Source organism: Segatella copri, from assembly GCF_051861805.1.
Classification (GTDB): domain Bacteria; phylum Bacteroidota; class Bacteroidia; order Bacteroidales; family Bacteroidaceae; genus Prevotella; species Prevotella copri_M.
Genome location: NZ_CP146520.1, coordinates 944,365 through 968,069 on the forward strand (window position 1 = coordinate 944,365; position 23,705 = coordinate 968,069).

Annotated in this window: 19 protein-coding genes; 10 read left to right on the top strand and 9 right to left on the bottom strand. The window is 48.8% G+C overall.

Going from position 1 to position 23,705, the window contains the following annotated elements; genetic code table 11:
* Nucleotides 1–30 precede the first annotated feature (30 nt).
* The 7 genes from V8Z93_RS03540 to rsmH all read right to left on the bottom strand — a co-directional run bounded on the left by V8Z93_RS03540 (nucleotide 31) and on the right by rsmH (nucleotide 9,196).
* The gene (locus tag V8Z93_RS03540; protein ID WP_203041203.1) at nucleotides 31–1,308 is read right to left on the bottom strand and encodes an FtsW/RodA/SpoVE family cell cycle protein; all 1,278 of its coding nucleotides are present in this window, start codon (nucleotides 1,306–1,308) and stop codon (nucleotides 31–33) included.
* Nucleotides 1,309–1,379: 71 nt separating this feature from the next.
* A complete protein-coding gene (gene murD, locus V8Z93_RS03545; protein ID WP_439432418.1) occupies nucleotides 1,380–2,717 on the bottom strand; it encodes a UDP-N-acetylmuramoyl-L-alanine--D-glutamate ligase in 1,338 nt (445 codons plus the stop codon).
* A 44-nt stretch (nucleotides 2,718–2,761) separates the two neighbouring features.
* Nucleotides 2,762–4,030, bottom strand: coding sequence for a phospho-N-acetylmuramoyl-pentapeptide-transferase (gene mraY / locus V8Z93_RS03550; protein WP_203041205.1), 1,269 nt, complete (start codon nucleotides 4,028–4,030; stop codon nucleotides 2,762–2,764).
* Between the two features lie 20 nt (nucleotides 4,031–4,050).
* On the bottom strand, nucleotides 4,051–5,514 hold the full coding sequence (locus V8Z93_RS03555; RefSeq protein ID WP_203041206.1) for a UDP-N-acetylmuramoyl-L-alanyl-D-glutamate--2,6-diaminopimelate ligase: 1,464 nt from the start codon (nucleotides 5,512–5,514) through the stop codon (nucleotides 4,051–4,053).
* Between the two features lie 115 nt (nucleotides 5,515–5,629).
* Nucleotides 5,630–7,786: a penicillin-binding transpeptidase domain-containing protein gene (locus tag V8Z93_RS03560; protein ID WP_439432419.1), complete on the bottom strand. Its 2,157-nt coding sequence runs from the start codon at nucleotides 7,784–7,786 to the stop codon at nucleotides 5,630–5,632.
* On the bottom strand, nucleotides 7,783–8,277 hold the full coding sequence (locus V8Z93_RS03565) for an FtsL-like putative cell division protein (RefSeq protein ID WP_203041208.1): 495 nt from the start codon (nucleotides 8,275–8,277) through the stop codon (nucleotides 7,783–7,785). The genes V8Z93_RS03560 and V8Z93_RS03565 overlap by 4 nt, the downstream gene beginning before the upstream one ends.
* A 4-nt stretch (nucleotides 8,278–8,281) precedes the next feature.
* On the bottom strand, nucleotides 8,282–9,196 hold the full coding sequence (gene rsmH / locus V8Z93_RS03570) for a 16S rRNA (cytosine(1402)-N(4))-methyltransferase RsmH (RefSeq protein WP_203049220.1): 915 nt from the start codon (nucleotides 9,194–9,196) through the stop codon (nucleotides 8,282–8,284).
* A gap of 376 nt (nucleotides 9,197–9,572) precedes the next feature.
* Here rsmH and V8Z93_RS03575 point away from each other — a divergent pair, with 376 nt between their 5' ends.
* The 3 genes from V8Z93_RS03575 to V8Z93_RS03585 all read left to right on the top strand — a co-directional run bounded on the left by V8Z93_RS03575 (nucleotide 9,573) and on the right by V8Z93_RS03585 (nucleotide 11,927).
* On the top strand, nucleotides 9,573–10,400 hold the full coding sequence (locus V8Z93_RS03575; protein WP_203049221.1) for a glycerol acyltransferase: 828 nt from the start codon (nucleotides 9,573–9,575) through the stop codon (nucleotides 10,398–10,400).
* 72 nt (nucleotides 10,401–10,472) lie between these two features.
* On the top strand, nucleotides 10,473–11,462 hold the full coding sequence (locus V8Z93_RS03580) for a GNAT family N-acetyltransferase (protein ID WP_203041211.1): 990 nt from the start codon (nucleotides 10,473–10,475) through the stop codon (nucleotides 11,460–11,462).
* 180 nt (nucleotides 11,463–11,642) lie between these two features.
* Complete coding sequence (locus V8Z93_RS03585) at nucleotides 11,643–11,927, top strand: transposase (RefSeq protein WP_439432420.1); 285 nt, start codon at nucleotides 11,643–11,645, stop codon at nucleotides 11,925–11,927.
* Nucleotides 11,928–12,386: 459 nt separating this feature from the next.
* On the opposite strand, the gene V8Z93_RS03590 is transcribed toward V8Z93_RS03585, so the two are convergent.
* Together V8Z93_RS03590 and dgt are read right to left on the bottom strand one after the other, a co-directional pair.
* Nucleotides 12,387–13,277 (bottom strand): Abi family protein, encoded by an 891-nt coding sequence (locus V8Z93_RS03590; protein WP_238405871.1) that lies wholly within the window; start codon nucleotides 13,275–13,277, stop codon nucleotides 12,387–12,389.
* Nucleotides 13,278–13,542: 265 nt separating this feature from the next.
* Nucleotides 13,543–14,880, bottom strand: coding sequence for a dGTP triphosphohydrolase (gene dgt / locus V8Z93_RS03595; RefSeq protein WP_439432421.1), 1,338 nt, complete (start codon nucleotides 14,878–14,880; stop codon nucleotides 13,543–13,545).
* A 168-nt stretch (nucleotides 14,881–15,048) separates the two neighbouring features.
* Between dgt and dut the strand changes: the two genes are divergently transcribed.
* The 7 genes from dut (at nucleotide 15,049) to V8Z93_RS03630 (ending at nucleotide 23,697) form a co-directional block, all read left to right on the top strand.
* Nucleotides 15,049–15,486: a dUTP diphosphatase gene (gene dut, locus V8Z93_RS03600; RefSeq protein WP_203039959.1), complete on the top strand. Its 438-nt coding sequence runs from the start codon at nucleotides 15,049–15,051 to the stop codon at nucleotides 15,484–15,486.
* A gap of 49 nt (nucleotides 15,487–15,535) precedes the next feature.
* Complete coding sequence (locus V8Z93_RS03605; RefSeq protein ID WP_439432422.1) at nucleotides 15,536–17,416, top strand: tetratricopeptide repeat protein; 1,881 nt, start codon at nucleotides 15,536–15,538, stop codon at nucleotides 17,414–17,416.
* Nucleotides 17,417–17,433: 17 nt separating this feature from the next.
* Complete coding sequence (locus V8Z93_RS03610; protein ID WP_439432423.1) at nucleotides 17,434–18,348, top strand: DUF4292 domain-containing protein; 915 nt, start codon at nucleotides 17,434–17,436, stop codon at nucleotides 18,346–18,348.
* A gap of 45 nt (nucleotides 18,349–18,393) precedes the next feature.
* Nucleotides 18,394–20,172 (top strand): murein hydrolase activator EnvC family protein, encoded by a 1,779-nt coding sequence (locus V8Z93_RS03615; protein ID WP_439432424.1) that lies wholly within the window; start codon nucleotides 18,394–18,396, stop codon nucleotides 20,170–20,172.
* A 288-nt stretch (nucleotides 20,173–20,460) separates the two neighbouring features.
* Complete coding sequence (locus V8Z93_RS03620) at nucleotides 20,461–21,444, top strand: DUF5119 domain-containing protein (RefSeq protein ID WP_439432425.1); 984 nt, start codon at nucleotides 20,461–20,463, stop codon at nucleotides 21,442–21,444.
* 74 nt (nucleotides 21,445–21,518) lie between these two features.
* Complete coding sequence (locus tag V8Z93_RS03625) at nucleotides 21,519–22,574, top strand: fimbrillin family protein (protein ID WP_439432426.1); 1,056 nt, start codon at nucleotides 21,519–21,521, stop codon at nucleotides 22,572–22,574.
* A gap of 40 nt (nucleotides 22,575–22,614) precedes the next feature.
* Nucleotides 22,615–23,697, top strand: coding sequence for a fimbrillin family protein (locus tag V8Z93_RS03630; RefSeq protein WP_439432427.1), 1,083 nt, complete (start codon nucleotides 22,615–22,617; stop codon nucleotides 23,695–23,697).
* The last annotated feature ends 8 nt before the right edge of the window (nucleotides 23,698–23,705 follow it).

Sequence of the window (23,705 nt, forward strand, 5' to 3'; positions counted from 1 at the left end):
ATTTTTTACCTAATTTTAGATAGTCTTTTGTTATGCAGCAGCAAATTTGTCAATATTTGCTTCATTTTGAGGCAAATCTTTCTTTTTTGCTGTTCTACTGATGCTTAATATGATTCCTAGATAGAGACAGTTGATGATGGTGGAAGTACCGCCTCGGCTGATGAGCGGAAGCGGCTGACCGGTCACCGGAGCCAGGCCCACAGCCACTGCCATGTTGAACAATGCCTGCACCACGAGCATGATGGCAAGGCCCATGCAGAGGAACGCCGGGAAGGTGTTCTCGCAGCGGTTGGCTATCTTGCCGGCTCTGAACAGCAGGATGATGTAGAGCATGGCTACGAACACGGCTCCCCAGATGCCCATCTCTTCGATGATGATGGCATAGATGAAGTCGGAGAATGCCTGCGACAGGAAGTCGCGCTCCACGGAGTTGCCCGGACCCTTTCCTACGATGTTGGATGAGGCGATGGCGATGTTGGCATGTGCCACCTGGGCATCCTTGTCAAGGTCTACGTCTTCCGGTGCCACTGGCTTGGAATTCAGAAACTTGTCGATACGGGCCTTCCAGGTGTCGGCGCGGTGGAACATCTTCTCTATTTTTCCCGGTGCCTCTTTCTCCTCGTTCACGTTTTCCGTCAAGGTATTTTCCGGTTTCTGCGCCGTTTCTCCCTTGTCCTGACCTACTATCATGACGGCGGCAAAGATAAGGCAGATGCCTATCAGGACTGTACCCACCAACTTGCCTATCTGACTCATCGGTACCCTGCCTATGATCATCATGCATAAGATGGTGATACATAGAAGCATGGCGGTTGACAGGTTTTCCAGACAGATGAGGAAAACAAACATGCTGCAAGCCGTCAGAACGTATTTGAATGCTCTACGGTCGGCACCGTTGGGCGTCTGCATGGCACTCAGAATCTGTGCCACAGCCAGCACCACCGCTCCCTTGGCTATCTCGGATGGCTGAAACTGGATGCCGATGAAGTTGATCCATCGGGATGCACCATTGGTTGACTGCCCAGCTACCAGCACCCAGACGAGCAGTCCGAGCGACGGGAGCAAGACGAAAGGAGTTACAATCTTGAAGTACTTGCACTTAACCTTGAGCATACATATCATGGTAATCAAGCCCAATCCCAGCAAGCCGATGTGCCTGAGTACAGGTGCCATGAAGTTGCCGCTCTTGTACGACAGGGAGCTGGAGGCGGAATACACCTCCACGATACTGATCATGCAGAGAAAGAAGAAAACCATCCAGATTACCTTGTCTCCCTTGAATATGTTGCCTATGGTTTTATTGTTCATTTCTTTTCTATCTATTTTGAAAGTGAAGGAGTTAAGGTCAGGGATGCCTGGTTCCTTAACTCCTCGTTTTTTTATTCTCCGATGGCTCTTGCCAATGCCTTGAACTGCTCACCTCTGTCTTCCATGTTCTTGAACAGGTCGAAGCTGGCGCAGCATGGGCTCAGCAATACGGTGTAGCCTGGCTTAGCCAGTTCCTGGCAGGCTGCCACGCAGTCTTTCATGCTGTGGGTGTCGCGCACAGGGATGCCCAGGGCATCGAAGTTGTCGTGCAACTTCTGATTGTCGGCTCCCAGATATACGATACCTGCGCATTTCTCCTTCACCAGGTCCTTGATCTGGTTGTAGTCGTTGCCCTTGTCCTTACCTCCGATGATGAGGATGGTAGGAGTGGTCATGCTTTCCAGCGCATACCAGCAGGCATCCACGTTGGTAGCCTTTGAGTCGTTCACATAGTAAACGCCCTTGAACTTGCCCACTTTCTCCAGGCGGTGTTCTACGCCAGGAAAATCGCTCAGCCCCTTGTGCAGGGTCTCGTGGTCGATGCCCACGATGTTGCAGGCAAGTCCGGCAGCCAGACTGTTGTAGATGTTGTGCTTGCCGCGCAGGCTCATGTCTGCCTGTGGCATTTCGAAGGCTGATGGGAAGTTGAGCTTGTACTTGCCGTCCTCGATGAAGCCCACGCATCCTTCTTCGTTGAATTCAGAGAATGGGCAGAGGTGTGACTTGAGGTCATACTTCTCCAGTTCCTTCTTCACGATAGGGTCGTCGTTCCAGAAGATGAAGCTGTCTTCCTCTGTCTGGTTCTGGGTGATGCGCATCTTGGCATCGGTATAGTTCTGCATCTTGAACTCATAGCGGTCCAGATGATCAGGGGTGATGTTGAGCAGGATAGCCACGTTGGCACGGAACTCATACATGTTGTCGAGCTGGAAACTGCTCAGCTCGATGACGTAGTACTTATGAGGAGTCTCTGCCACCTGCAGCGCCAGACTCTTTCCGATGTTGCCCGCCAGACCTACATCGTAGCCAGCCGACTTGATGATGTGGTAAATCAGCGAGGTGGTGGTAGTCTTGCCGTTGCTGCCCGTGATGCAGATCATCTTGGCGTCGGTATAGCGGCCTGCAAACTCTATTTCGCTGATGATAGGAGTGCCCTTCGCCATCAGTTTCTGAACCATAGGTGCCTCCTTAGGGATGCCCGGGCTCTTGATGACTTCGTCGGCGTCTAAGATCTTCTCTTCTGTGTGGTGACCCTCTTCCCATTCAATGTTGTGGTCATCCATCAACTTCTTGTAGTTATCCTTGATCTTCGACATGTCTGATACGAAGACCTCGAATCCCTCCTTCTTAGCCAGCACGGCAGCACCTGCGCCGCTCTCGCCGGCTCCTAAAATTACAATTTTGCTCATTGTCTTATTCTTATCTAAATCAGGCTGATAAAAGAGCCTGTGTATTATCTAATCTTCAATGTGATGATGGTCAATGCCGCCAGGATGATGGTTACAATCCAGAAGCGGATGGTAATCTTCGATTCGTGGTAGCAGTTGCGAGGCTTCTTCCACAAGTACTTGCACTCAGGGTCCAGCTGGCTGTCCTGTGTGCGGAAGTTGTCGTGGATAGGCGTGCGCTTGAAGATGCGCTGCTTGATGCCCCTACGCTTGCCCAGCTTGTAGTAGTAAACCTGCATCATCACGCTGAGGCTCTCTACGAAGAAGATACCGCAGAGGATAGGCAGCATCAGCTCCTTGTGGATGATGATGGCACCCACGGCGATGATGCCGCCGATGGTCAGTGAACCCGTGTCGCCCATGAACACCTGGGCAGGATAGGCGTTGTACCAGAGAAAACCGATGAGCGCTCCGATGAAGGCGCAGAAGAATACCACCAGTTCCTCTGAACCAGGGATATACATGATGTTGAGGTAGGCGGCAAACTCGATGTGCGATGACACATACGCAAGTATGCCTAGCGCCACACCTATGATGGCGGAGTTGCCGGCACACATGCCGTCCATACCGTCGTTGAGGTTGGCTCCGTTGGATACGGCTGTCACCACAAAGATGGTCATAATCACGAAGAGAATCCAGCCTGCTGCCACCTTGTATTTGCCGCAGAAGCTGGTAATGTTGGAGTAATCCAGGTTGTGACCCTTGAAGAACGGAATCGTAGTCTTCAGCGATTTCCTTGCTTCTGCGCGGTGTTTCACCACGGTCTCCTGTCCCTGGCGTTCGATGGCGAGGTTCTCGTTCATCTTCACGTCAGGCGAAGCCCAGAGCACCAGACCCACGATGAGACCGATGCCCACCTGTCCCACAATCTTGTACTTACCCTTCAAGCCTTCCTTGTCGCGCTTGAAAATCTTGATGAAGTCGTCCATGCCGCCCAGGAAACCCAGCCATACGGTGGTGATGATCATCAGGATGAGATAGATGTTGCGCAGACGTCCCAGCAGAATCACCGGAACGAGGATAGCAAGGATGATGATGACACCACCCATAGAAGGCACGCCAATCTTCTTCACTCCAAACGGGTCGATGCTGGCATCGCGCTGGGTCTCAGTGATTTGCTTGTTTTTGAGATACTTGATGAATTTCTCGCCAAACCATGCTGAGATAACGAGTGACAATATCAATGCGAGCAGGGCTCGGAACGAGATGTAACCCCACATATGAGAGCCTGAGATGCCCCATTGCTCTAAAAATCTAAAGAGATAATATAACATTTTTCTTCTTTTTCTTTGTTTTACTTCTGTGGAATGCCGAAGATGTCGCGAATCACCTCCTTGTCGTCAAAGTGGTGCTTCACGCCCTTAATCTCCTGATAGTCCTCATGTCCCTTTCCGGCTACGAGGATCACGTCGCCCTTCTTTGCCATCATGCAGGCTGTGCGGATGGCTTCCTTGCGGTCTACGATGCTGATCACCTTCTTCATCTGCTGGGCGTTGAGTCCGGCAAGCATGTCGTTGATGATGTCCTGTGGCTCCTCGAAGCGTGGGTTGTCGCTGGTGATGATTACCTTATCGCTCTGCTTTACGGCCTCCTGTGCCATCAGCGGGCGCTTGCCCTTGTCGCGGTTGCCGCCGGCTCCGCATACGGTGATTACTTCGCCGCCCTTGCCGTCGAGCACTTCGTGGATGGCGTTCAATACGTTCTCCAGGGCGTCTGGCGTGTGGGCATAGTCTACGATGGCGGTATAGCCTTCTGGCGACTGGATTGGCTCCAGTCGTCCGTTTACGCTGTGAAGGGTGCTCATCACTACGAGCACATCCTCTGGCTTCTTGCCCAGCATGATGGCTGCACCGTATACGGCGAGCAGGTTGCTCACGTTGAACTTGCCGATAAACTGTACGCCCACTTCTCTGCCGTCAATCTCCAGATACATGCCGCCGAAGTGACACTCCAGAATTCTTGCCTTGAAGTCGGCCATAGAGCGGGTGGAGTAGGTCTTCACGGTAGCCTTGGTGTTCTGTACCATGATCATGCCGTTCTTGTCGTCGGCATTGGTGATGGCAAAGGCGGTCTTTGGCAGTCCGTCGAAGAATGCCTTCTTGGCGTTGCGATAGTTCTCAAAGGTCTTGTGATAGTCCAGATGGTCGCGGGTCAGGTTGGTAAACAATCCGCCGGCAAACTGCAGGCCTCCGATACGCTTCTGTGCGATGGCGTGCGAAGAGCACTCCATGAAGGCATACTCGCAGCCAGCTTCTACCATCTTGCCCAGCAGCATGTTCAGCTCTATAGGGTCTGGAGTGGTATGGTCGGCAGGAATCGCCTCGTCCTCAATGTAGTTGCACACGGTGGAGAGCAAACCGCACTTATGTCCGAACTTGCGGAACATATTATATAATAAGGTGGCGATGGTGGTCTTGCCATTAGTACCAGTCACGCCAACCAACTTCAGCTTTCTGGATGGGTCGCCATAGAAAAGGGTTGCCACCTTGCCTACAGCATCCTCGGTAGATGCTACCTGAATGTAAGTTACGCCCTCAACCTTCTCCTCTGGCAAGTCCTCGCACAAAACCGATTTTGCACCCAGTTCCAATGCCTTTGGTATAAACTTGTGGCCGTCAACCTGTGTGCCCTTCATGGCAACGAACAAGTGACCTTCCTTAATCTTTCGGGAATCGATGTTGATGCCCGACACCTCTACATCTGCATCGCCGATTATCTGAATCGGCTCGATGTTTTTGAGCAATTCTTGTAACTTCATATAATTGTTTTTTATAAATTTACACCTTAATTATATATAGAGATTTACACCTTATTTATATATAGGGTGCAGAACTCAGCTCTGGATGCTATCGAGAGTTGAGCCCCGCTCTGATTTAGTTGAGTTCAAGGGAGCATACGGCTCCCTTCTTGACCGGAGTTCCGGGAACCAGACTCTGCTTGGTTACCTTTCCTCTGCCCACAATCCGGGTCTTGATGCCTCGGCTCTCCATGTTGAAGATGGCGTCTCTTGCGCCCATGCCCATCACGTCAGGCACGGTACCCTTGCCGTATTGCTTCTCTCTGATGAGTCGGATGCTTCGGTTTCCAGAACGTTCAGCCTTGCCCCAGATAGGGTTTCCGTTGGCATAGCTGCCGCCCCAGTTGGTGTTGGTCTTGATGCCCAGGTGGGTGAGCACATAGTCGGCAGCAAGCACGTTGCCGTTCTTCACGTCGGGTACGAAGATGGAAGCTGAATCCTTGGCGTCCTTCACGTCGAGTTTCAGGCTCTGCGCCATGATGCCTTCGGCGATGTCGTGGAACACCTTTCCGCTCATGCTTCCTCCCGAAGCAGGCAAGCCCGATTTCTGGATGCACACGATGCAGCTGTAGCGTGGATTGTCGGCAGGGAAATAGCCGGCAAAGCTAACCAGATAGTTGGTTCCGCCGTTCTTGTATCCGCCGGCACCCTTTGATACCTGCGCCGTACCCGTCTTTCCTGCCACCTTGAAGTTAGGCGAACCAGCCTTCTTTCCGAGTCCCACGCTCACCACCTGTTCCAGGATGGTCTGCAACTCCTTGATGCTCTTCTCCTTGGCTATCTGCGGGCGCATCACCTCTGGCGGGAATTCCATGATGGTTTCTCCGTTCTTCACCACCTTGCTCACGAATCTAGGGCGCATCATCTTGCCGTTGTTGGCGATGGTGTTGTAGAAGGTGAGGGTAGAGATAGGTGGCACCTGCGTCTCATATCCGATACTCATCCATGGCAGCGAAGTCTTGGCCCAGTTGTCATACTGTCCGTGGCTGTTCTTGTGCGGCATGCGGATTCTTGCCGGGGTAGCACCCATCAGCGGAATCTTCAGGTCGTCGTGCAGACCGGTGCGGTAGATGCCCTTCACGAATTTCTCAGGATTGTTCCTGTAATGATCGTCGATGATGCGGCTCACACCGATGTTGGAACTGTACCACAGGGTCTGGGCAAAGCTCAGCATGCCATATCCGCCCTTGCGCCAGTTGTGGTCCTTCATGTCTCTGCCGTACATCTGCCATACGCCGCAGCCCGTCTCCACATGGTAGGTGGTATCCACCACGCCGTCGTCCAGGGCCACGAGCAGCGAGGCTGGCTTGAACACGGAACCCGGCTCCAGCAGGTCGCTCACGGCATGGTTGTGAATCTCTCTGTATTCTCCGTCGAAACATTTCTCCATGTTCACGATGGCCTTGATGTCGCCGGTAGGCACATCCATCACGATGGCTACACCCACGTTGGCGTTGATTTCCTTCAGCTCCTCGATGAGCGAACGCTCGGCAAGATCCTGCATGCTCACGTCGATGGTGGTCACGATGTCGGCTCCGTCGATAGGAGGGGTATCGGTGATGTCGAGGAACTTGTTGCGCACCTTGCGGCGGTGCACGATACCGTTGGTTCCGCGCAGGATGGAGTCGTAGCTCAGCTCCAGTCCGAAGCGGGCGGTATCCTTGGCGCCGAACATGGCTCCGATGGTACGTCCGGCAAGCGAACCGTAGGTACGGGTGCGGGCATTATATTCCTCCCAGTGGAAACCGCTCTTGTAGGGCGACATGCGGAACACCGGCAGACTCTTCACCTCGGTAAAGGTGTTGTAGTCGATGCGGCTGCCGTATATTGCCCAGTGGCGGCTCTTCTTGCCTCGTCCCTCTATCAGATTGCGCTTGAATTCCTCAGCGCTCTTCTCCGGGAATATCTTGTGCAGACCCTGGCAGATGGAATCCTGCTTCACATCCCACAGCGAGTCGTTCTTGGCGGTAGACAATGCCTGGAAGTCCATGAACACCTTGAACTCAGGCAGCGAACTCGCCATCAGCTGACCGGCGCAGCTCAGGATGTTGCCTCGGTTAGGCTTCACGGTCACGGAATCTCTCTTCTGTCGCTCGGCAACCTTCATCCAGTAGTCGTGCTTGGCAGTCATGATGTAGAATGCTTTGCCCACGATGGCAGCCGCTATCAGGGTCATGATGATGGCGATGGCACTGTAGCGGGGCATTACTTTCTTATGTTCAAACTTGCTCATTCTTCGGGTACGTTAATGATGTAAGGAGGCTGGGTGGCGATGTGCAGGATGCTGTCTTTGCTGTGCTTCAGCACGTCGAGCACATTGCTCTCACGACTCTTTTCTGTTATCTGGCTGCTGGTAGACAAAGCCTTGTACTTGGTGTCTTGCAGCTCTTTTTGCAGTTGGTCCAGCTCGATAAGGTCCTTCTGGATGCTGTATCGGTTGGATATGTAGATGATGACGAAAAACACGATGAGCACAAACAGCCATATCTGCTTGCGTATGATTTGGGCGGTGAGGATATCGCCACCCAGAATCTTGCGCAGGGTAAAGCTTGCCGATCCCGAAGCCTCCTCTTCAATGGCCTGCTTGGCTAGAGCTGCCTTGAGCGACTCTTCGGGAGTTGCTTCCTTGGCTGGACCTTCGGACGCAGCAGCCTTCGGCGTCCCTTCAGGAGCTGTTTCTTCCGCCTGGCTGTTGACTATCTGTTTTTCTTTTTTTTCTTCCATTTTCTTATTTTTTTTCTGCTATTCTAAGTTTAGCACTTCTGCTTCTCGGGTTTCTCTCCTGCTCGTCGGCATCAGGAATGATTACCTTGTTGTTCACGAGCTTGAACGGAGTTTCTATTCTTCCGAAGAAGTCTTGTTCTATCTTTCCTTCCGGATTGCCCGCCTTCATCATGTTCTTCACGATGCGGTCTTCCAGCGAGTGGTAGGTGATCACCGAGAGCCTGCCGCCCGGCTTCAGCAGTTCGGTGGCAGATCGGAGCATCTCTTTCAGGGCATCCATCTCGTGGTTCACCTCTATGCGCAGCGCCTGGAAGAGCTTCGCCATCTCCTTCTTCTCTCGCTCGCGCTTGAAGAGGGGTTCCACGGCTGCCATGAAGTCCTTGGTGGTCTTGATGGGGCTGGTGGCTCTCGCCTTGACCAGGGCAGAGGCGATGCGGCGCGAATTCTTCAGCTCGCCGTAGAGGTAGAAGATGTCGGCAAGGGCTTCTTCCTCATATTCGTTCACGATGTCGGCAGCAGTCTTTCCGGCTCTCTTGTTCATGCGCATGTCGAGCGGAGAGTCGAAGCGGAACGAGAAGCCGCGGGTCTCGTCGTCGAAGTGATGGCTCGATACGCCGAGGTCGGCAAGCAGTCCGTCGAGTCCGTCAACGCCATAGTATCGCATCCAGTTTTTCAGGTATCTGAAGTTGGAGCAAACGAAGGTGAAGTCAGGATTCGCCACCACGTTGCGTTCGGCGTCGGCATCCTGGTCGAAGCTATACAGGTGTGCGCCCTCGCTGAGTCGGGAGAGTATCTCCCTGGAGTGTCCGCCACCGCCGAAGGTAACATCTACATAGATGCCGCCTGGCTGGATATTCAGTCCGTCAACGCTCTCTTTCAGGAGAACGGGTACGTGGTATGTTTCTGCTGTCTTAATCATATCGTCTTTTCTTATTTTTTCTTTATAAGTTTCTTATTTTTAACTCATTCCTCCCACGTGTATGTACCTATTTACCACACGTATGTACCTATTTAAAAGGAATTCGGGTTCAAAGGTACATAAAAATCCCCACAAACTGCTACTTTTCCGTGCAAAATTTTAAAAACGGCTATAAAAAAGTTGTTTTCCCGCCTTTTGGGCTCTGCTGAACCCAAATGTCACGGAAACTCCGAAAACGCTGTTTTTTGTCTTGATTTCTGCACGAATGATGCTATTTTATAGGAAATTTAGGCAAAAATGATATTTTTTTGGAAAAAATGACTCGTATTTAAAAAAGAAGAACTAATTTTGCACGTACTTATAAGTTTTAATGAACATGAGTGCTTCAATTGAGAAAACGATAGATATAGAAAAGATACTGAAGAGCAAGATGGGAAGCAAGGCGAAGTATGTGCCGGGTTTCCTGGTTTCTTGGCTTAAGAAAATCATTCACGAGGACGAGGTCAACAAGTTCTTGTGGGAAAGTCGTGGTCTTTCCGGTACGGAGTGGCTCACCGAATGCGTGCGCTATCTGAAGATGGATGTAGAGATTGTGGGCTTGGAGAATCTGCCGGATAAGAACGACGGAAAGCTCTATACCTTCGTGTCTAATCATCCGCTGGGCGGACAGGACGGCGTGTGCCTGGGCTCCATCATCGGAAAGCATTATGACGGCAAGTTCCGCTATCTGGTAAACGACCTTCTGCTCAATCTTCCGGGACTCAAGCCTGTAAGCATCGGCATCAACAAAACCGGTCGACAGAGCCGTGACTTCCCGCGCATGGTGGAGGCAGGTTTCCAGAGCGACAACCACATGCTCATGTTCCCTGCTGGCCTGAACAGCCGCAAGCAGCCTGACGGCAGCATCCGCGACCTGCCTTGGAAGAAAACTTTCATTTCCAAGAGCGTGGAGTATCAGCGCGATGTGGTGCCTATCCACTTTGGTGGGTGCAACTCTGAGCGATTCTATCGCATCGCCCGCTTCAGCGACAAGCATCTGCCGTTCAATCTCGCCATGCTTTTCCTGGTAGACGAGATGTACAAGAATGTGGGCAAGCATTTCCGCATCGCCATCGGCAAACCTATTCCTTGGCAGACCTTCGACCATAGCAAGTCGGCCACCGAGTGGGCACAGTATGTGAAAGATAAGGTCTACGAATTATAACAAAGCATTATAAGCATCGTAAAGCATAATATAGATTTATAGAATATAGTTTTTATATAGAGATAGAGTAGTATGGAAGAAGAAATCATCCAACCGATTGACCGCGAGCTGCTGAAGAGCGAGTTGACTCCCGACAAGCAGCTTCGCATGACCAATAAGAGCCATAACGAGATTTACATCGTTACGGCCAATGACTCGCCAAATGTATTGAAGGAGATTGGGCGCCTTCGTGAAATCGCTTTCCGTGAGGCTGGCGGTGGAACCGGGAAATCGATGGATCTTGACGAATTCGACTTTGGCGACAACTGCTATAAGCAGCTCATCGTCTGGAATCCGGAGGCCAACGAGATTATCGGTGGTTACCGTTATCTGCTGGGCAGGGACTGGCAGCTCGACGAGAAGGGCCAGCCAAAGCTCGCCACCAGCCACATGTTCCATTTCTCCGACAAGTTCCTGAAGGATTACATGCCTTACACCGTGGAGCTGGGCCGTTCGTTCGTTTCTATTGAGTATCAGAATGTTCGCAAGAACAGCAAGAGCATCTTTGCTCTGGATAATCTCTGGGATGGCTTGGGCGCCCTGACTGTGCTTTACCCAGAGGTGAAGTATTTCTTTGGCAAGATGACGATGTATCCATCTTACATCCGTCGTGGTCGCGACATGATTCTCTACTTCCTCAAGAAGCATTTTGATGACAAGGAGAACCTGGTGATTCCGATGAAGCCATTGAAGTTGGAGACTCCTGAGAGCGAGATGGAGAAGATTTTCACCGAGGATGATTTCCGTGCTGATTATCGCATTTTGAATCGTGAAATCAGAGAGTTGGGCTTCAACATTCCTCCATTGGTGAATGCGTATATGAATCTGAGTCCTACCATGAAGCTTTTCGGCACCGCCATCAACTATGGTTTCGGTGATGTAGAGGAAACGGGTATTCTCATAGCCGTGGATGAGATTCTGGAAGAGAAGCGTGTTCGCCACATCAACAGTTTCATAGAGGAGCATCCTGAGGCGCTGAAGATAACCAGTGGTGCCAACAAGATTTTCTATAAGGAAAAATAAAACCAGCAAAAATCCCATGTCCTTATTACTTTCCGGCAATAAGGGCATGGGATTTTTTCGACCTGTACGGTTGAAATTACCCAATACGCCCTGAAAGGGCAGAAGCTCCTAGCCCAGGGCAACGCCCTGGGTATAATGAAATATAAACCAACGCCCTGAAAGGGCAAAAGCTTTACAATTATGGCACAATCATTATCAAAAATTTATATCCATTTGATTTTCCACATCAAAACCACGAGCCCAAAAATCCGTGAAAATGATTTGGAGCGACTTCATAATTATATCGGTAAACTTGTTAAAACTACGGGATGTGTCGAGATAAAGGCAGGTGGTGTAGGAGATCATGTTCATGTCTTGTTCATTTATAAAGCTTTTGCCCTTTCAGGGCGACGGGTTTGTGTTCATAATTACCCAGGGCGATGCCCTGGGCTAGGAGCTTCTGCCCTTTCAGGGTGTATTGGGTAAATTCAACCGTACAGGTTGATTTTTTTTGGCGCACCAGTAAATTCCTGTGTCTATAATGTGGGATTATGAAGATAATTCTGTATTTTTGCACCCGGAGTTCACCACCCTTCACCATCATCTTTACGAGTTGGAAAGAGCTTCTTACCATGTTGGAAAGAGTATCTTCTCGGGTTGGAGAAAGTATCATTCCGGGTGCTAGGAAGTAACTTCTCCATTGTTGCCACTAGGCTCGGCAGACCTGCTGAGCCTAGTCAGCAGATCTGCTGACTGCAGTCGGCACCTCTGTCGAGCCTAGTGGGAACACCTTGTTGTCCTACGACTATAACCTCTTTAGTCGTACAACTATAATCCCTTTAGTCGTACAACTATACACCCTATAGTTGTACAATCGTAGCTTTATAGTCGTACAACTGAACTGTTGGTGGAGGGTGGATATAGGCTAACGCCGAACACTTGTTGCTATCTCCATAAAGGTTCGTTTTCCCATCCTTGTGGAAAGCCCATGGCATGTAAATCAATATTGGGATAATCTGCAAGCAACCTGAGCAGCGAACTTTTCAAATCCATACAAGGAGTTATAGTTTGCTCCATATATAATAAGGTGCATAACTGATGGTAAAGTTTGATAGGCTTTTGGGTTGGAGCAATCCAAGAAAGTGGAAGCCGATTTGGCAATTGTGGCTTCAAGGCAAAACGCCTATTCCATATACGGGCATGGTGAGCACAACAATTGCGAAGCACGGTTATACACCTTATCCAACTTTCCAAGTAAGTGTATTGAGGTAGTCCAAACTCTCTTGCCACTTGCTTTTTGAGACGATTGTCCTTGAACAGACAAAATAATTTGGAAAGCGTACCAAACGAAACGACCTCCAATGTTTTCCACACAGGCGGGAGAGAAGGGAAAGTATATTTCTCAGAATGCTCCTTGATGAAATCTTCATTTGAGCGAGACACCTCTTTCTTGATATTGTCAAGACAACCTTCATAAAACTCTGCATTCTTGAACAATGACGAATCCATAAACCAAAATGCCCCATGCTCCATAGAGAATATCTGAATCATTTTGGTCCGAAGAGAAATCTCAATATCTTGGATAGCCTTGAATATAAGTTGACGAAGTTCTTTGTCAAAGAGATAAAGGTTGATGGCTTGCTCGAATGTACTGCCGGATTTGTAAAGATGATGTTGTCGGTCTTGCTCCATGTATCGAAGATAACTAGCGATACGGAAATAGCTGATATTGCGAAGCTGTAATTTGGCTGTAGCAACATCCTCTATCATTAGTCCTCTGTTTTGGAGCAAGGCTAATTGTTCATCTATATTTATCGGTTGTTTGTCGTAGTTCATATACCCATATAAAAAGCGAAGTCCCACCGTGGTACGCATCGTTGAGAGGCGTGGTGGGATTTGTTGCTGCAAAAATACGCTTTTTTGTCGGAATCTCCAAATATTTTCTTAGAAAACTGCATTTCATGCATGTGATTTAACACAAAAAGTTCTAATTGCCATAAAATTCTCATCGTAAAACTTCTTGATTTTCAACCAAAGTCCAATTTAGAGCGAGTTAGGCTTTTTAACATAAAGCTCTAAAGCCCGTATGCCAGCTTTGTTTCTATACTATCGGCAGACTTATTCCGTTTATCTTCTGATAGATATCTAGGGCATAGATATCCGTCATGCCGCTGATGTAATCCAATACGGCCATGAGGCGTTCTTCCAGACTCTCGTTCTCGATGTCGTACTGGCTGCTTACCCGGCGTAGAAGCTGCTTGGAGTAGAAACGGGACGGGTTGACGGCGGCATCGATGAATACCTCCATCAGCGTGGCCATGATCTTGTAACCCGAAAGTTCGATGTCGAGAACAGGCTTGCTGGCATAAATCTTCTTTCTCGAAACCTGGGTACAGGTGATGTAGGCATTGCGCTCGTGCTCCGAGATGTGGTCGATGAGGGCTCCCTCGAAGGTGCCGGCAAGAATCTCTTCCTCGTGGTCGAGGAATGCCTTCACGCATTCGTTCTCCAGTTTGCCTATCACGCAGGCTCTCATGTAAACCACCTGCTCGTTTTCATCGGTCAGTTCCTCGTCGATGATGCGCTGGCGAATCTTGTTTTTCGTGGTTTCATCGAAAAAGCCGAGCAATAAATCGGCGGTTTCATCGAAGGAAAGAATCTTCAGCTTGTGCGAATCCTCGATGTCCATAATCTCATAACAGATGTCATCGGCTGCCTCTACCATATACACCAGCGGGTGGCGGGCGTACCTCAGCGGTTCGCCTTCGGCAGACAGGCGGCGGATGCCCAATTCATCGGCAACCTTCTGGTAAGTAGCCGCTTCCGACGTAAAAAAGCCGAATTTACCGTGGTCGCCAGCCAGGCTGCTGGCAAAAGGATATTTCACGATGGCGGCAAGCATCGGATAAGTCATCACAAAACCACCCTGGCGGCGGCCCTTGAAGCGGTGTGTCAGGATTCTGAAGCCGTTGGCATTACCCTCGTAATGGGTGATATCATCCCAAAACTCCGATGAAACCGCCGATTTTAGGCTCTGGCCTGCTCCTTCGCTGAAGAAAGTCTGGATGGCTTTCTCGCCTGAATGCCCGAAGGGAGGATTGCCCAAGTCGTGTGCCAGACAGGCTGCGCTCACGATGGTTCCTATCTCTTCGAAGAGGGTATCCTTCAGCTCCGGACGCTTTTGAATGATGCGGCGGGAGATGTCGTTGCCCAGCGACATGCCCACGCTCGATACTTCCAGGCTGTGGGTGAGGCGGTTGTGTACGAAGATGCTGCCCGGCAGCGGGAATACTTGCGTCTTGTTCTGCAGTCGGCGGAACGCCGACGAAAAGATGAGGCGGTCGTAATCGCGCTTGAATTCAGAGCGATCGTCGTGGCGTTCGGCATGCTTATGCTCCTGTCCGAAGCGCTTGTTTGATATGAGTTGTTTCCATTCCATAATCCATCTGCTATATAAGTGATTCTTACTATCCTTTCATTTCTGATGCGCAAAAATACATGAAAGTGCGCATAAATCAAAATAAAAAACAATAAATTATATCATTTTCACTTATAAAATGCGATTATTCGCCTAAAAAGCAGTATTTTTGCAGAAAATTCTAGAATTATGCTGAAAGTAAAGATTATCAATAAGGGGCATCAGCCTCTCCCTGCGTTTGCCACACCTCAGAGTGCGGGCATGGACTTGCGTGCTAACATCGACGAAGCCATCGTGCTCCATCCTATGGAGCGCCGACTGGTTCCTACGGGTCTTTTCATGGCTCTGCCAGTGGGTTACGAGGCGCAGATACGTCCGCGCAGCGGTCTTGCCCTGAAGCATGGCATCACCGTGCTCAACACGCCGGGCACCATTGATGCCGACTATCGCGGCGAAATCATGGTGCTGCTCATCAACTTCTCGCAGGAAGACTTCGTCATCAACGACGGGGAGCGCATCGCCCAGATGGTGCTTGCCAAGCACGAACAGTGCGATTTCATCGAGGTTGAAGAGCTGGATGAGACCGAACGTGGCGCCGGTGGATACGGACATACCGGAGTGAAATAACATCAGAACAGAACATTAAAAAATAGAGAAAGCGAAAGGGAAAGATATCGTGAAGAGAATTTATGGAAATAAGGGCTTCTGGGTGGCTGTGGCGCTGGCAGGCGTGATGGCCTTGCCTTCGTTGGCCCGTAAGAAAAAGGTGCAGCCAGCGAAGCAGCAGACTGTTTGGGTGGATTCGCTTTCACCCAACGACCGCAAGCGATTTGAATACTTCTTTACCGAGGCGGCACGACAGCATGCGGCGGGCAACCTGACTGCTGCCTTCGATCTCTTCGAGCATGCCCGGAAGATAGACCCTCGTGCGGCTGAGGTATATTTCTACCAGTCGCTCTATTATACCCAGTTGAAGAAGGATTCCCTGGCGCTGGAGTGCATGAACAAGGCCATCGCCCTGAATCCCGACAACCTGACCTATGTTGAGCGCCTTGCCCAATATTATATAGGTATGGGGCAATACGACAAGGCCATCGGTTCTTACGAGGCACTCTATGCCAAGAACCACAGCAACACCGATGCCCTCCGCATCCTGGCGCAGCTCTACCAGCAGCAGAAAAACTACCGCATGATGCTCAACACCGTGGGCAGACTGGAGACGGAGGAAGGCGAGAGCGAGCAGCTTACCCTGACCAAGATGCGCATCTACGAGATGATGAACGACCCGAAGGCGGCTTACAACGAACTGAAGACGCTGTCGGAGCAGCATCCCCTGGACATGGTGTATAAGACGATGCTCGGCAACTGGCTGATGCAGCACAACCGGCAGAAAGAGGCATTCAAGTATTTTACCGATGCCCTGAAGGAAGAGCCGGACAATGCCTACGCCCAGATGTCGCTCTACGACTACTATAATGCCACCAAGCAGGAGGATCAGGCGCACCAGATGCTCGACAAGATATTGATGAGCAGGAAGACGGATACCGAAACCAGGATTATGATGTTCCGTTCCTATATCCAGACCAACGAGAGTGAGGGAGGCGACTCTACCAAGGTGCTCGCCCTCTTCAACAGGGTGCTCAACCAGCCGGAACCATCATCAGAGGTAGCCGAGTTGAGGGCTGCCTATATGAGTTTGAAGCAGATGCCTGCCGATACGGTGAATGCGGCATTCCAGAAGGTGCTCGACATAGCACCGGACAACGTGAACGCCCGCCTGCAGCTTATCCAGAGTCTCTGGAACCAGCGCAAGTATGGCGAAGTCATTACCCAGTCGCATGCAGCCCATCAGTATAATCCCGAGGAAATGGTTTTCTACTACTTCGGAGGAATGGCGTATTATCAGAAGAACGACGAAGACCATGCACTCAACGAGTTCCGGCTGGGAGTGGCGCAGCTCAACGAACAGTCGAACAAGGATCTGGTTTCCGACCTCTATGCCGTGATGGGCGACATCCTGTATAAGAAAGGAAGAACAGAGGAGTCGATGGCTGCCTACGATTCCTGTCTGCAATGGAAGGACGACAACGTGATGGCGCTGAACAACTACGCCTACTATCTGAGCGAGCAGGGCAAGGACCTGCACAAGGCAGAATCGATGAGCTACAAGACTATCAAGGCGGAGCCGAACAACGGCACATATCTTGACACCTATGCCTGGATTCTGTTTATGCAGGAACGCTATGCAGATGCCAAGACTTATATCGATGCAGCGCTGAAAAACCGCGATTCCACCGAGAATAACAGTACGGTTCTTGAACATGCCGGCGATATTTACGCCATGAACGGAATCACCGATGAAGCCGTGGATTTTTGGAAGAAAGCCCATACCGACGATAATCCGTCGACTACGCTTGATTGGAAAATAAAGAACAAACAATATATCTCTGAAGAAGAATTCCAGAAAAGGATGAATCCGGCTGTAGCCGAGGTGAAGAAGCAGAAAACCACTGGCAAGGCTACGGGCAGAAAAACAAAAAGAGGAAGAAAGAAATAAGAAAGGATAAGAAGAAAATGAAAGTGATGAACAATTTGAAGATGGCAGTGGCTGCCGTGGCTCTTCTGCTGATGGCTTCTTGCGGCTCTACCAAGAAGATGGAAGGAACGGGCAAGGTGAATGCCCAGAACAAGAAGACCGAGACCAAGGCTGCGGATGCTGCAGAGGTGGCTTCGATGAAGAACCTGGCTTTCGTGCAGAAGGTTGCCGACAACCAGGTGTATGCCAAGAACATCGTGGGCAATATGACGTTTAATCTGCAGGCGGCAGGCAAGGACATCACCGTGCCTGGCAAGCTGAGCATGCGCAAGGACGAGGTAATCCGCATCCAGCTCTTTATCCCAATACTGGGTTCCGAGGTGGGCAGACTGGAGTTCACCCCAAACTATGTGCTCATCGTAGACCGCATGCACAAGGAATACATCAAGGCAGACTATACGCAGGTGGATTTCCTCAAGAAGCAGGGCATCAACTTCTATTCGCTCCAGGCACTCTTCTGGAACCAGTTGCTCGTGCCAGGCGTGAAGAAGGTATCAGATTCCGACCTGAAGAAATTTTCGGCAAATCTCGATGAAACCGCCGAAAATGTGCCTGTTTCCATCAGATATGGCAACATGAACTACCAGTGGAAGGCGAATAGAAACAGCGGAAGAATCGCAGAAGCCAACGTTACCTACAAGAATAAAGGCAACGGCGATTCGCGACTCAACCTGAAGTATAGCGACTTCAAGAGTGTGGGCGTGAAGATGTTTCCTGCCACCCAGCGCATGACGCTTACCACCATCCTGAACAACAAGCCTCAGGAGGCAAAGCTCAACATCGAGATGAAGAGTGTGAAGACCGATGACAAGTGGGATGCGCAGACCGAGGTATCGGGTAAGTACAAGCAGGTATCACCTAAAGATGTACTTGGCAAACTCATGAGCATGTAATCGCATGATTGCTGGAAATAAACATAGAAATCATTCCTATTCATCATGAAGCGAATCATATTATTCATATTGGCAATGACGTTCTCGCTGGCGCCTTTTGCACAGCATCATGTGCAGAAGAAACCTGCGAAGAAGACTGCCGTTGCCTCAAACAAACAGCACAACAGAAAAAAGCCGGCTGCCAAGGCACCTGCCCGAAGGGGCAAGCAGCATGTGCAGGTTTCTACCAAGGCTCCAACGAAGGCAGAACGCAGAGCTGCCACCTACAGCAATGCCAACATCAGGGGATTGCAGGGACAGCGTGCCAGTATCCAGAAGCGAATCAGGGAACAGGAGCAGGCGTTGCGCAAGAATCAGGCCGACGTGAAGAAGCGACTGGAAGACCTGATGGCTCTGAACGGCGAAATAGACCAGAGCCAGAAGAAGATTGATGGAATCCAGAAAGATATCCACCATATCGACGGAAACATAGGTATTTTGCAGGCGCAGTTGAAGACTCTTCAGCAGCAGTTGCAGGACAGAAAGAACAAGTATATCCGCTCTATGCGCTATATGAGCAGGCACCATACGGTGCAGGATAAGCTGATGTTTATCTTCAGCGCCAAGAACCTGACTCAGATGTATCGCCGCCTTTCGTTCATCCGCCAGTATTCTTCCTATCAGAAGGTGCAGGGACAGGCCATCCAGGCAAAGCAGAAGCAGGTGAACGAGAAGCATCACCAGTTGGAGAACGTAAAAGGTCATAAGAACACCTTATTATATAAGGGCAAGCAGGAGAAGACGGCATTGGAAGGCAAGCAGACGCAGCAGAAGGAGATGGTGCAGGGATTGCAGAAGCAGCAGAAGACCATCCAGGCTGTCATCGCCGACCAGCGTCAGAAGGATGCGGCCATCAATGCACAGATTGACCGATTGGTTCAGCAGGAAGTGGCAAAGGCTCGTGCCCGTGCTGCTGCCGAAGCTAAGCGCAAGGCTGCTGCTGCCGCTGCAGCCAAGAAGCGTGCTGAGGAATTGGCCCGCAAGAAGGCTGCTGCCGAGGCTGCCGCAAGAGAGAATGCCCGCAGAATAGCTGAGGCGAAAGCCCGTGAGGCTGCTGCCGAGGCGGCAAGAAGAAAGGCTGCCGAGGAGGCTCGTGCTGCTGCCGAAGCTGCAAAAAAGGCACAGGAAGAAGCTGCTGCCCAGGCGGAGGCGAAGGCCAAGGCGCAGGCTAAGGCGCGTGCTGCTGCCGAGGCGGCACAGCGTGCTGCCGCAGAACAGGCGGCACGTGAAGCTGCTGCCGAACAGGCGGCTAAGAAGGCTGAAGCTGACCGCAGGGCTGCCGAGTTGAAGGCGAAGGCGGATGAGGAGCGTCAGGCTCGTGAGATTGCTGCTGCCAAGAAGGAGGCGCAGGAGGCGGCAACCCTGAGCTCGGTAGACCGTATGCTGAATGGTGGTTTCGAGGCAAACCGTGGTCGTCTGCCGATGCCTATCAGTGGAGGTTATCGTATCGTGAGCCATTTCGGTCAGTATAACGTGCAGGGCTTGACGGGTGTTAGGCTTGATAACAAGGGTATCAACATTCAGGGCAAGCCGGGTTGTGTGGCTCGCAGCATCTACGATGGTGAGGTGAGTGCCGTATTCGGATATGGTGGCATGTGGAACGTATTGGTTCGTCATGGTGCCTACATCTCAGTATATTGCAACCTGAAATCGGTAAGCGTTCATAAGGGACAGAAGGTAAGTACCCGCCAGGCATTGGGTGCCGTGGGTTCCGACAACATCCTCCAGTTCCAGCTTCGCAAGGAGACCGCCAAGCTCAACCCAGAGGCTTGGCTGGGAAGATAAATGCATGAATATTATGCAGCCGGTAGTGTTTTTACTGCCTGGCTGCTGTAGATGATAGAAATGAAACCTCCAATCGATTGGTTCGATTGGAGGTTTTTTATTGCTTGCAAGAGAGATGGTTACTTGCAATTTACCTGATGACGTAACAAAAGCTTTTTCTCATGTAACTTTTTAATATCTTTTAGATATTATTTGAGAGCTAAATCAATTTTAGGTTGTAATTTTGCACTCGAAATTTTGAAATAAATATAATAACTAGAAAAGAAGTTTTATAAATATGAAGCATTCATGAAAAGATGTATAGGGCTATTCTTATACTTTTGGCTCCTTATCATTTTGCTTACTTCTTGCATTTATGAAGACTATTCCGGTTGTCCGCAAAAGGATAGCCGTAAAATGGTGCGGATTAATGTGGATTGGCATTTGTTTGATAAAGAGGTGCCTACTGGTATGACGGTCATGGTGTTTCCCTGGTCAGGTGGTGCTCCGCAAACTGTCTTGACTAATGAGATAACTCATGCCGACTTTTCCTTAGAACCAGGAAAATATCATGTACTGGTATTCAACCAGAGTACGACCGAGTTTGGTACACTCGACTTTCTGGGAATGGACTCTTACGAGACAGCGCGAGCTGTGGTACAGCATACAACATCGCGCTGGTATTCGCGTGGAGATGATGAACAGATAGGGGTTCAGCCCGAGTGGCTTGCCTCTGATAAACTCGATGAATTCGATGTTTCTGGAGACTATTCAGAGGCTACTTTAACTCCAAGGAATGTGCTTTCGCATATCCAGGTCAACGTGAAAGTTCCAAGTATAGGAAACCTGTATTCTGCGAGAGGATCCTTAACTGGTATTTCAGAAGGATTTCTGCTGGGACAGGGGAAGCCGCTTCAGAGTAAGGTGACTTATCTTCTGGAGTCCTGGACGAAAACGATAGATAAAAATGACGCAACACTAGGAACGTTGAAGACATCGGTTAAATGTTTTGGACTACCAGAAACCACCCATTCAGATGCTGAAAACAATAAGTTGTCCCTTTCTGCTTTGTTGATAGACAAAAAGACGCAGGTAGATCATCAGTTTGCGGTAGGAGATAAGTTTAAGAAAGATGAAAATTCATCGGAGTTAGGTTATATTATTTCTCTCCATGTTGATGTTAAGGTACCGAAACCATTACCTGAGGTGAAGCCTTCGGAAGGAAGTTCTGGCGGTTTTGACGTCACGATCAAGGATTGGGGTAAACCTGAGGATATTGATATGGAACTGTAGAAATAGTAAAGTGATAAGAAACATATAAAAATAGTAAAGATAGTAATAATAGATTAGTTTAATTTAAAACAGATATGTATAAGAAATTTTTTATGGGTATTGCTGCAATGGCAGCGTTGACATTGGTAAGTTGTTCAAGCGATGACTTGAATAGTCTTTCAGACAATTCTTCTAAGAACGAGGCTATCAGCTTTGATGGCTATTTGGGAAGAAGTGCAGTTGCTGTAAATGGTTCACGTGGTAGCGTGGAGACGAAGAATCAGCTTAAGACTGATGGTTTTGGTGTGTTTGGTAACTATTCTACGGGGGGGCAGAACTTTGGTTCTAATTTGTTCAACAATGTGAAGGTATATTCTTCTAGTACTGCGGACCCTGTAAAATGGGAATATGACAATACTAAGTATTGGCCAACAGAAGGTCATATTGATTTCTTGGCGTATGCTCCTTATGCTGATAAAACAGCGTTAAATACAACTTTAGATGGAAAAATGACATCTTGTATTAATTTTACTGTAGAAAATACTGTTACTAAACAGAAAGATTTGTTGTGGGCTAATGCTAAGGATCAGACAAAGGCAAATAACTCTGGGGCTAAAAAGGTGGAATTTACTTTCAATCATGCATTGGCTAAGATTGGTTATAAAGTAAAGTTAAAGGATGATTATAAAAATGTAACTATTAAATTGAAGAAGATTACATTGGCAGGATCTACTACAGAACCAACAAAAAAAGCTTTCTACACAAAGGGTACCATAGATTTGTCTAAGACTTCTTCTGATGCAGAACTTTGGACAAAACCAACTTCTGCCGAAAAGCAAAATTTTGATTGGTTCTCTGGAGATAAGTCGGTAACTAGTACATCTGAATCTAATCCTGATACAGATTATTTGTTTGTAATTCCGCAGGATTTCTCTAATACAGATGAACTTTATGTCATCGTAGAATACACCATTCAAAATGGATCAACAGAAACTATGACAAGTACGGTTTCTAGTAAGCTTACAAAGAACTTCTTGCAGGGCAAGGCATATACAATCAACTTGACCATTGGTCTGACTCCAATCGAATTCAATGCTGATGTTACAGGTTGGGTAGATGATAATACGATCCCCGAGATTCCTTTGAATTAATCGTATCAGATAAAAATAATGAATTAAAAATTATCATAAGATGAAGTTTCTTCGTTTAGCTTTTTATGTTTTGATAGCACAGCTGGTATTATCTGGTTGTGCTGGCGAAGCTGTGGAAGAAACTTCATCTTCTTCATCTTCTGAAATCAACTTTGATGCTTATTTGGGTCGGAATGCTTCAACCCGTTCTGAAGTAACCGATAATACTCATCTCAAAGGAACGGAAGGTAACTCCGGATTTGGTGTCTTTGCAAGATACAAGCATACTGATGGGACAATCTCACCTCTGATGCTGATGAATAATGAACGCGTAACCTGGAATAAAGATCAAAATCATTGGGAATATACAAATACCCGATATTGGCCAAGTGAAGGATCTGTGGATTTCTATGCCTTTGCGCCTTATAGTGATCAACCAAAACTGGTAAGTCCTCCTAATAAAAACGAAGCTAATCCAACTTGTATATTTTTTCCTTCTAATGTGTCTCCTGTAGATTTGGTGTGGGCTAATGCTAAGGATCAGACAAAGACTGAGGAACCTGTTAAATTTACTTTCAAGCATGCATTGGCTCGTTTGGGCTTTGATATCACAGCCAATCAGATATTAGAGAAAAATGGTGCAGTTATAAAAGTTAAAGAGGTGAAACTATATGGCGCCGATGAAATATCAGGCGTCTTTGTTATGGCGGGCTATCTGAATCTTGAAAATGGAGCTTGGACTCTCGCCGATAATGGTATTAGTTGGTTTTATACTTGGACACCAGATGGCACAGTAGATGGCAAGAAATTTGACAATAGTATCATATATAAGTTAAGTGCACCTCCTCAGTTAGACCATGAACATGATAAAGTAACAAATCATGACGATTCTTATATCTTTATAATCCCTCAGAAGAAGCCCGATTACTTTAATCTAAAGATAACTTATACGGTAGTGCAGGGAAATTTTAAGGAAGATGTGACGGTAACGAAAAATCTGCTAGAAGTGCCAGGAGTTAGTGATCCGTCTTTTACGTTTGAAGGAGGAAAAGCGTATGTATTTCATTTGAAACTTTCACTTGATCCTATCAATTTCAACGTAACGACTAAAGTCGAGGATTGGAAAGAGGGGAAAAATGAATAATGTTTTTA

Bases quoted from the DNA above. Each gene is read 5' to 3' on its own strand.
- V8Z93_RS03560 (WP_439432419.1), bottom strand. From the start codon at position 7,786: ATGAGCAAGTTTGAACATAAGAAAGTAATGCCCCGCTACAGTGCCATC.
- V8Z93_RS03575 (WP_203049221.1), top strand. From the start codon at position 9,573: ATGAGTGCTTCAATTGAGAAAACGATAGATATAGAAAAGATACTGAAG.
- V8Z93_RS03585 (WP_439432420.1), top strand. From the start codon at position 11,643: ATGGCACAATCATTATCAAAAATTTATATCCATTTGATTTTCCACATC.
- V8Z93_RS03620 (WP_439432425.1), top strand. From the start codon at position 20,461: ATGAAAAGATGTATAGGGCTATTCTTATACTTTTGGCTCCTTATCATT.
- dgt (WP_439432421.1), bottom strand. From the start codon at position 14,880: ATGGAATGGAAACAACTCATATCAAACAAGCGCTTCGGACAGGAGCAT.
- V8Z93_RS03555 (WP_203041206.1), bottom strand. From the start codon at position 5,514: ATGAAGTTACAAGAATTGCTCAAAAACATCGAGCCGATTCAGATAATC.
- V8Z93_RS03565 (WP_203041208.1), bottom strand. From the start codon at position 8,277: ATGGAAGAAAAAAAAGAAAAACAGATAGTCAACAGCCAGGCGGAAGAA.
- V8Z93_RS03590 (WP_238405871.1), bottom strand. From the start codon at position 13,277: ATGAACTACGACAAACAACCGATAAATATAGATGAACAATTAGCCTTG.
- V8Z93_RS03625 (WP_439432426.1), top strand. From the start codon at position 21,519: ATGTATAAGAAATTTTTTATGGGTATTGCTGCAATGGCAGCGTTGACA.
- rsmH (WP_203049220.1), bottom strand. From the start codon at position 9,196: ATGATTAAGACAGCAGAAACATACCACGTACCCGTTCTCCTGAAAGAG.
- V8Z93_RS03580 (WP_203041211.1), top strand. From the start codon at position 10,473: ATGGAAGAAGAAATCATCCAACCGATTGACCGCGAGCTGCTGAAGAGC.
- dut (WP_203039959.1), top strand. From the start codon at position 15,049: ATGCTGAAAGTAAAGATTATCAATAAGGGGCATCAGCCTCTCCCTGCG.
- murD (WP_439432418.1), bottom strand. From the start codon at position 2,717: ATGAGCAAAATTGTAATTTTAGGAGCCGGCGAGAGCGGCGCAGGTGCT.
- V8Z93_RS03610 (WP_439432423.1), top strand. From the start codon at position 17,434: ATGAAAGTGATGAACAATTTGAAGATGGCAGTGGCTGCCGTGGCTCTT.
- V8Z93_RS03540 (WP_203041203.1), bottom strand. From the start codon at position 1,308: ATGAACAATAAAACCATAGGCAACATATTCAAGGGAGACAAGGTAATC.
- V8Z93_RS03630 (WP_439432427.1), top strand. From the start codon at position 22,615: ATGAAGTTTCTTCGTTTAGCTTTTTATGTTTTGATAGCACAGCTGGTA.
- mraY (WP_203041205.1), bottom strand. From the start codon at position 4,030: ATGTTATATTATCTCTTTAGATTTTTAGAGCAATGGGGCATCTCAGGC.
- V8Z93_RS03615 (WP_439432424.1), top strand. From the start codon at position 18,394: ATGAAGCGAATCATATTATTCATATTGGCAATGACGTTCTCGCTGGCG.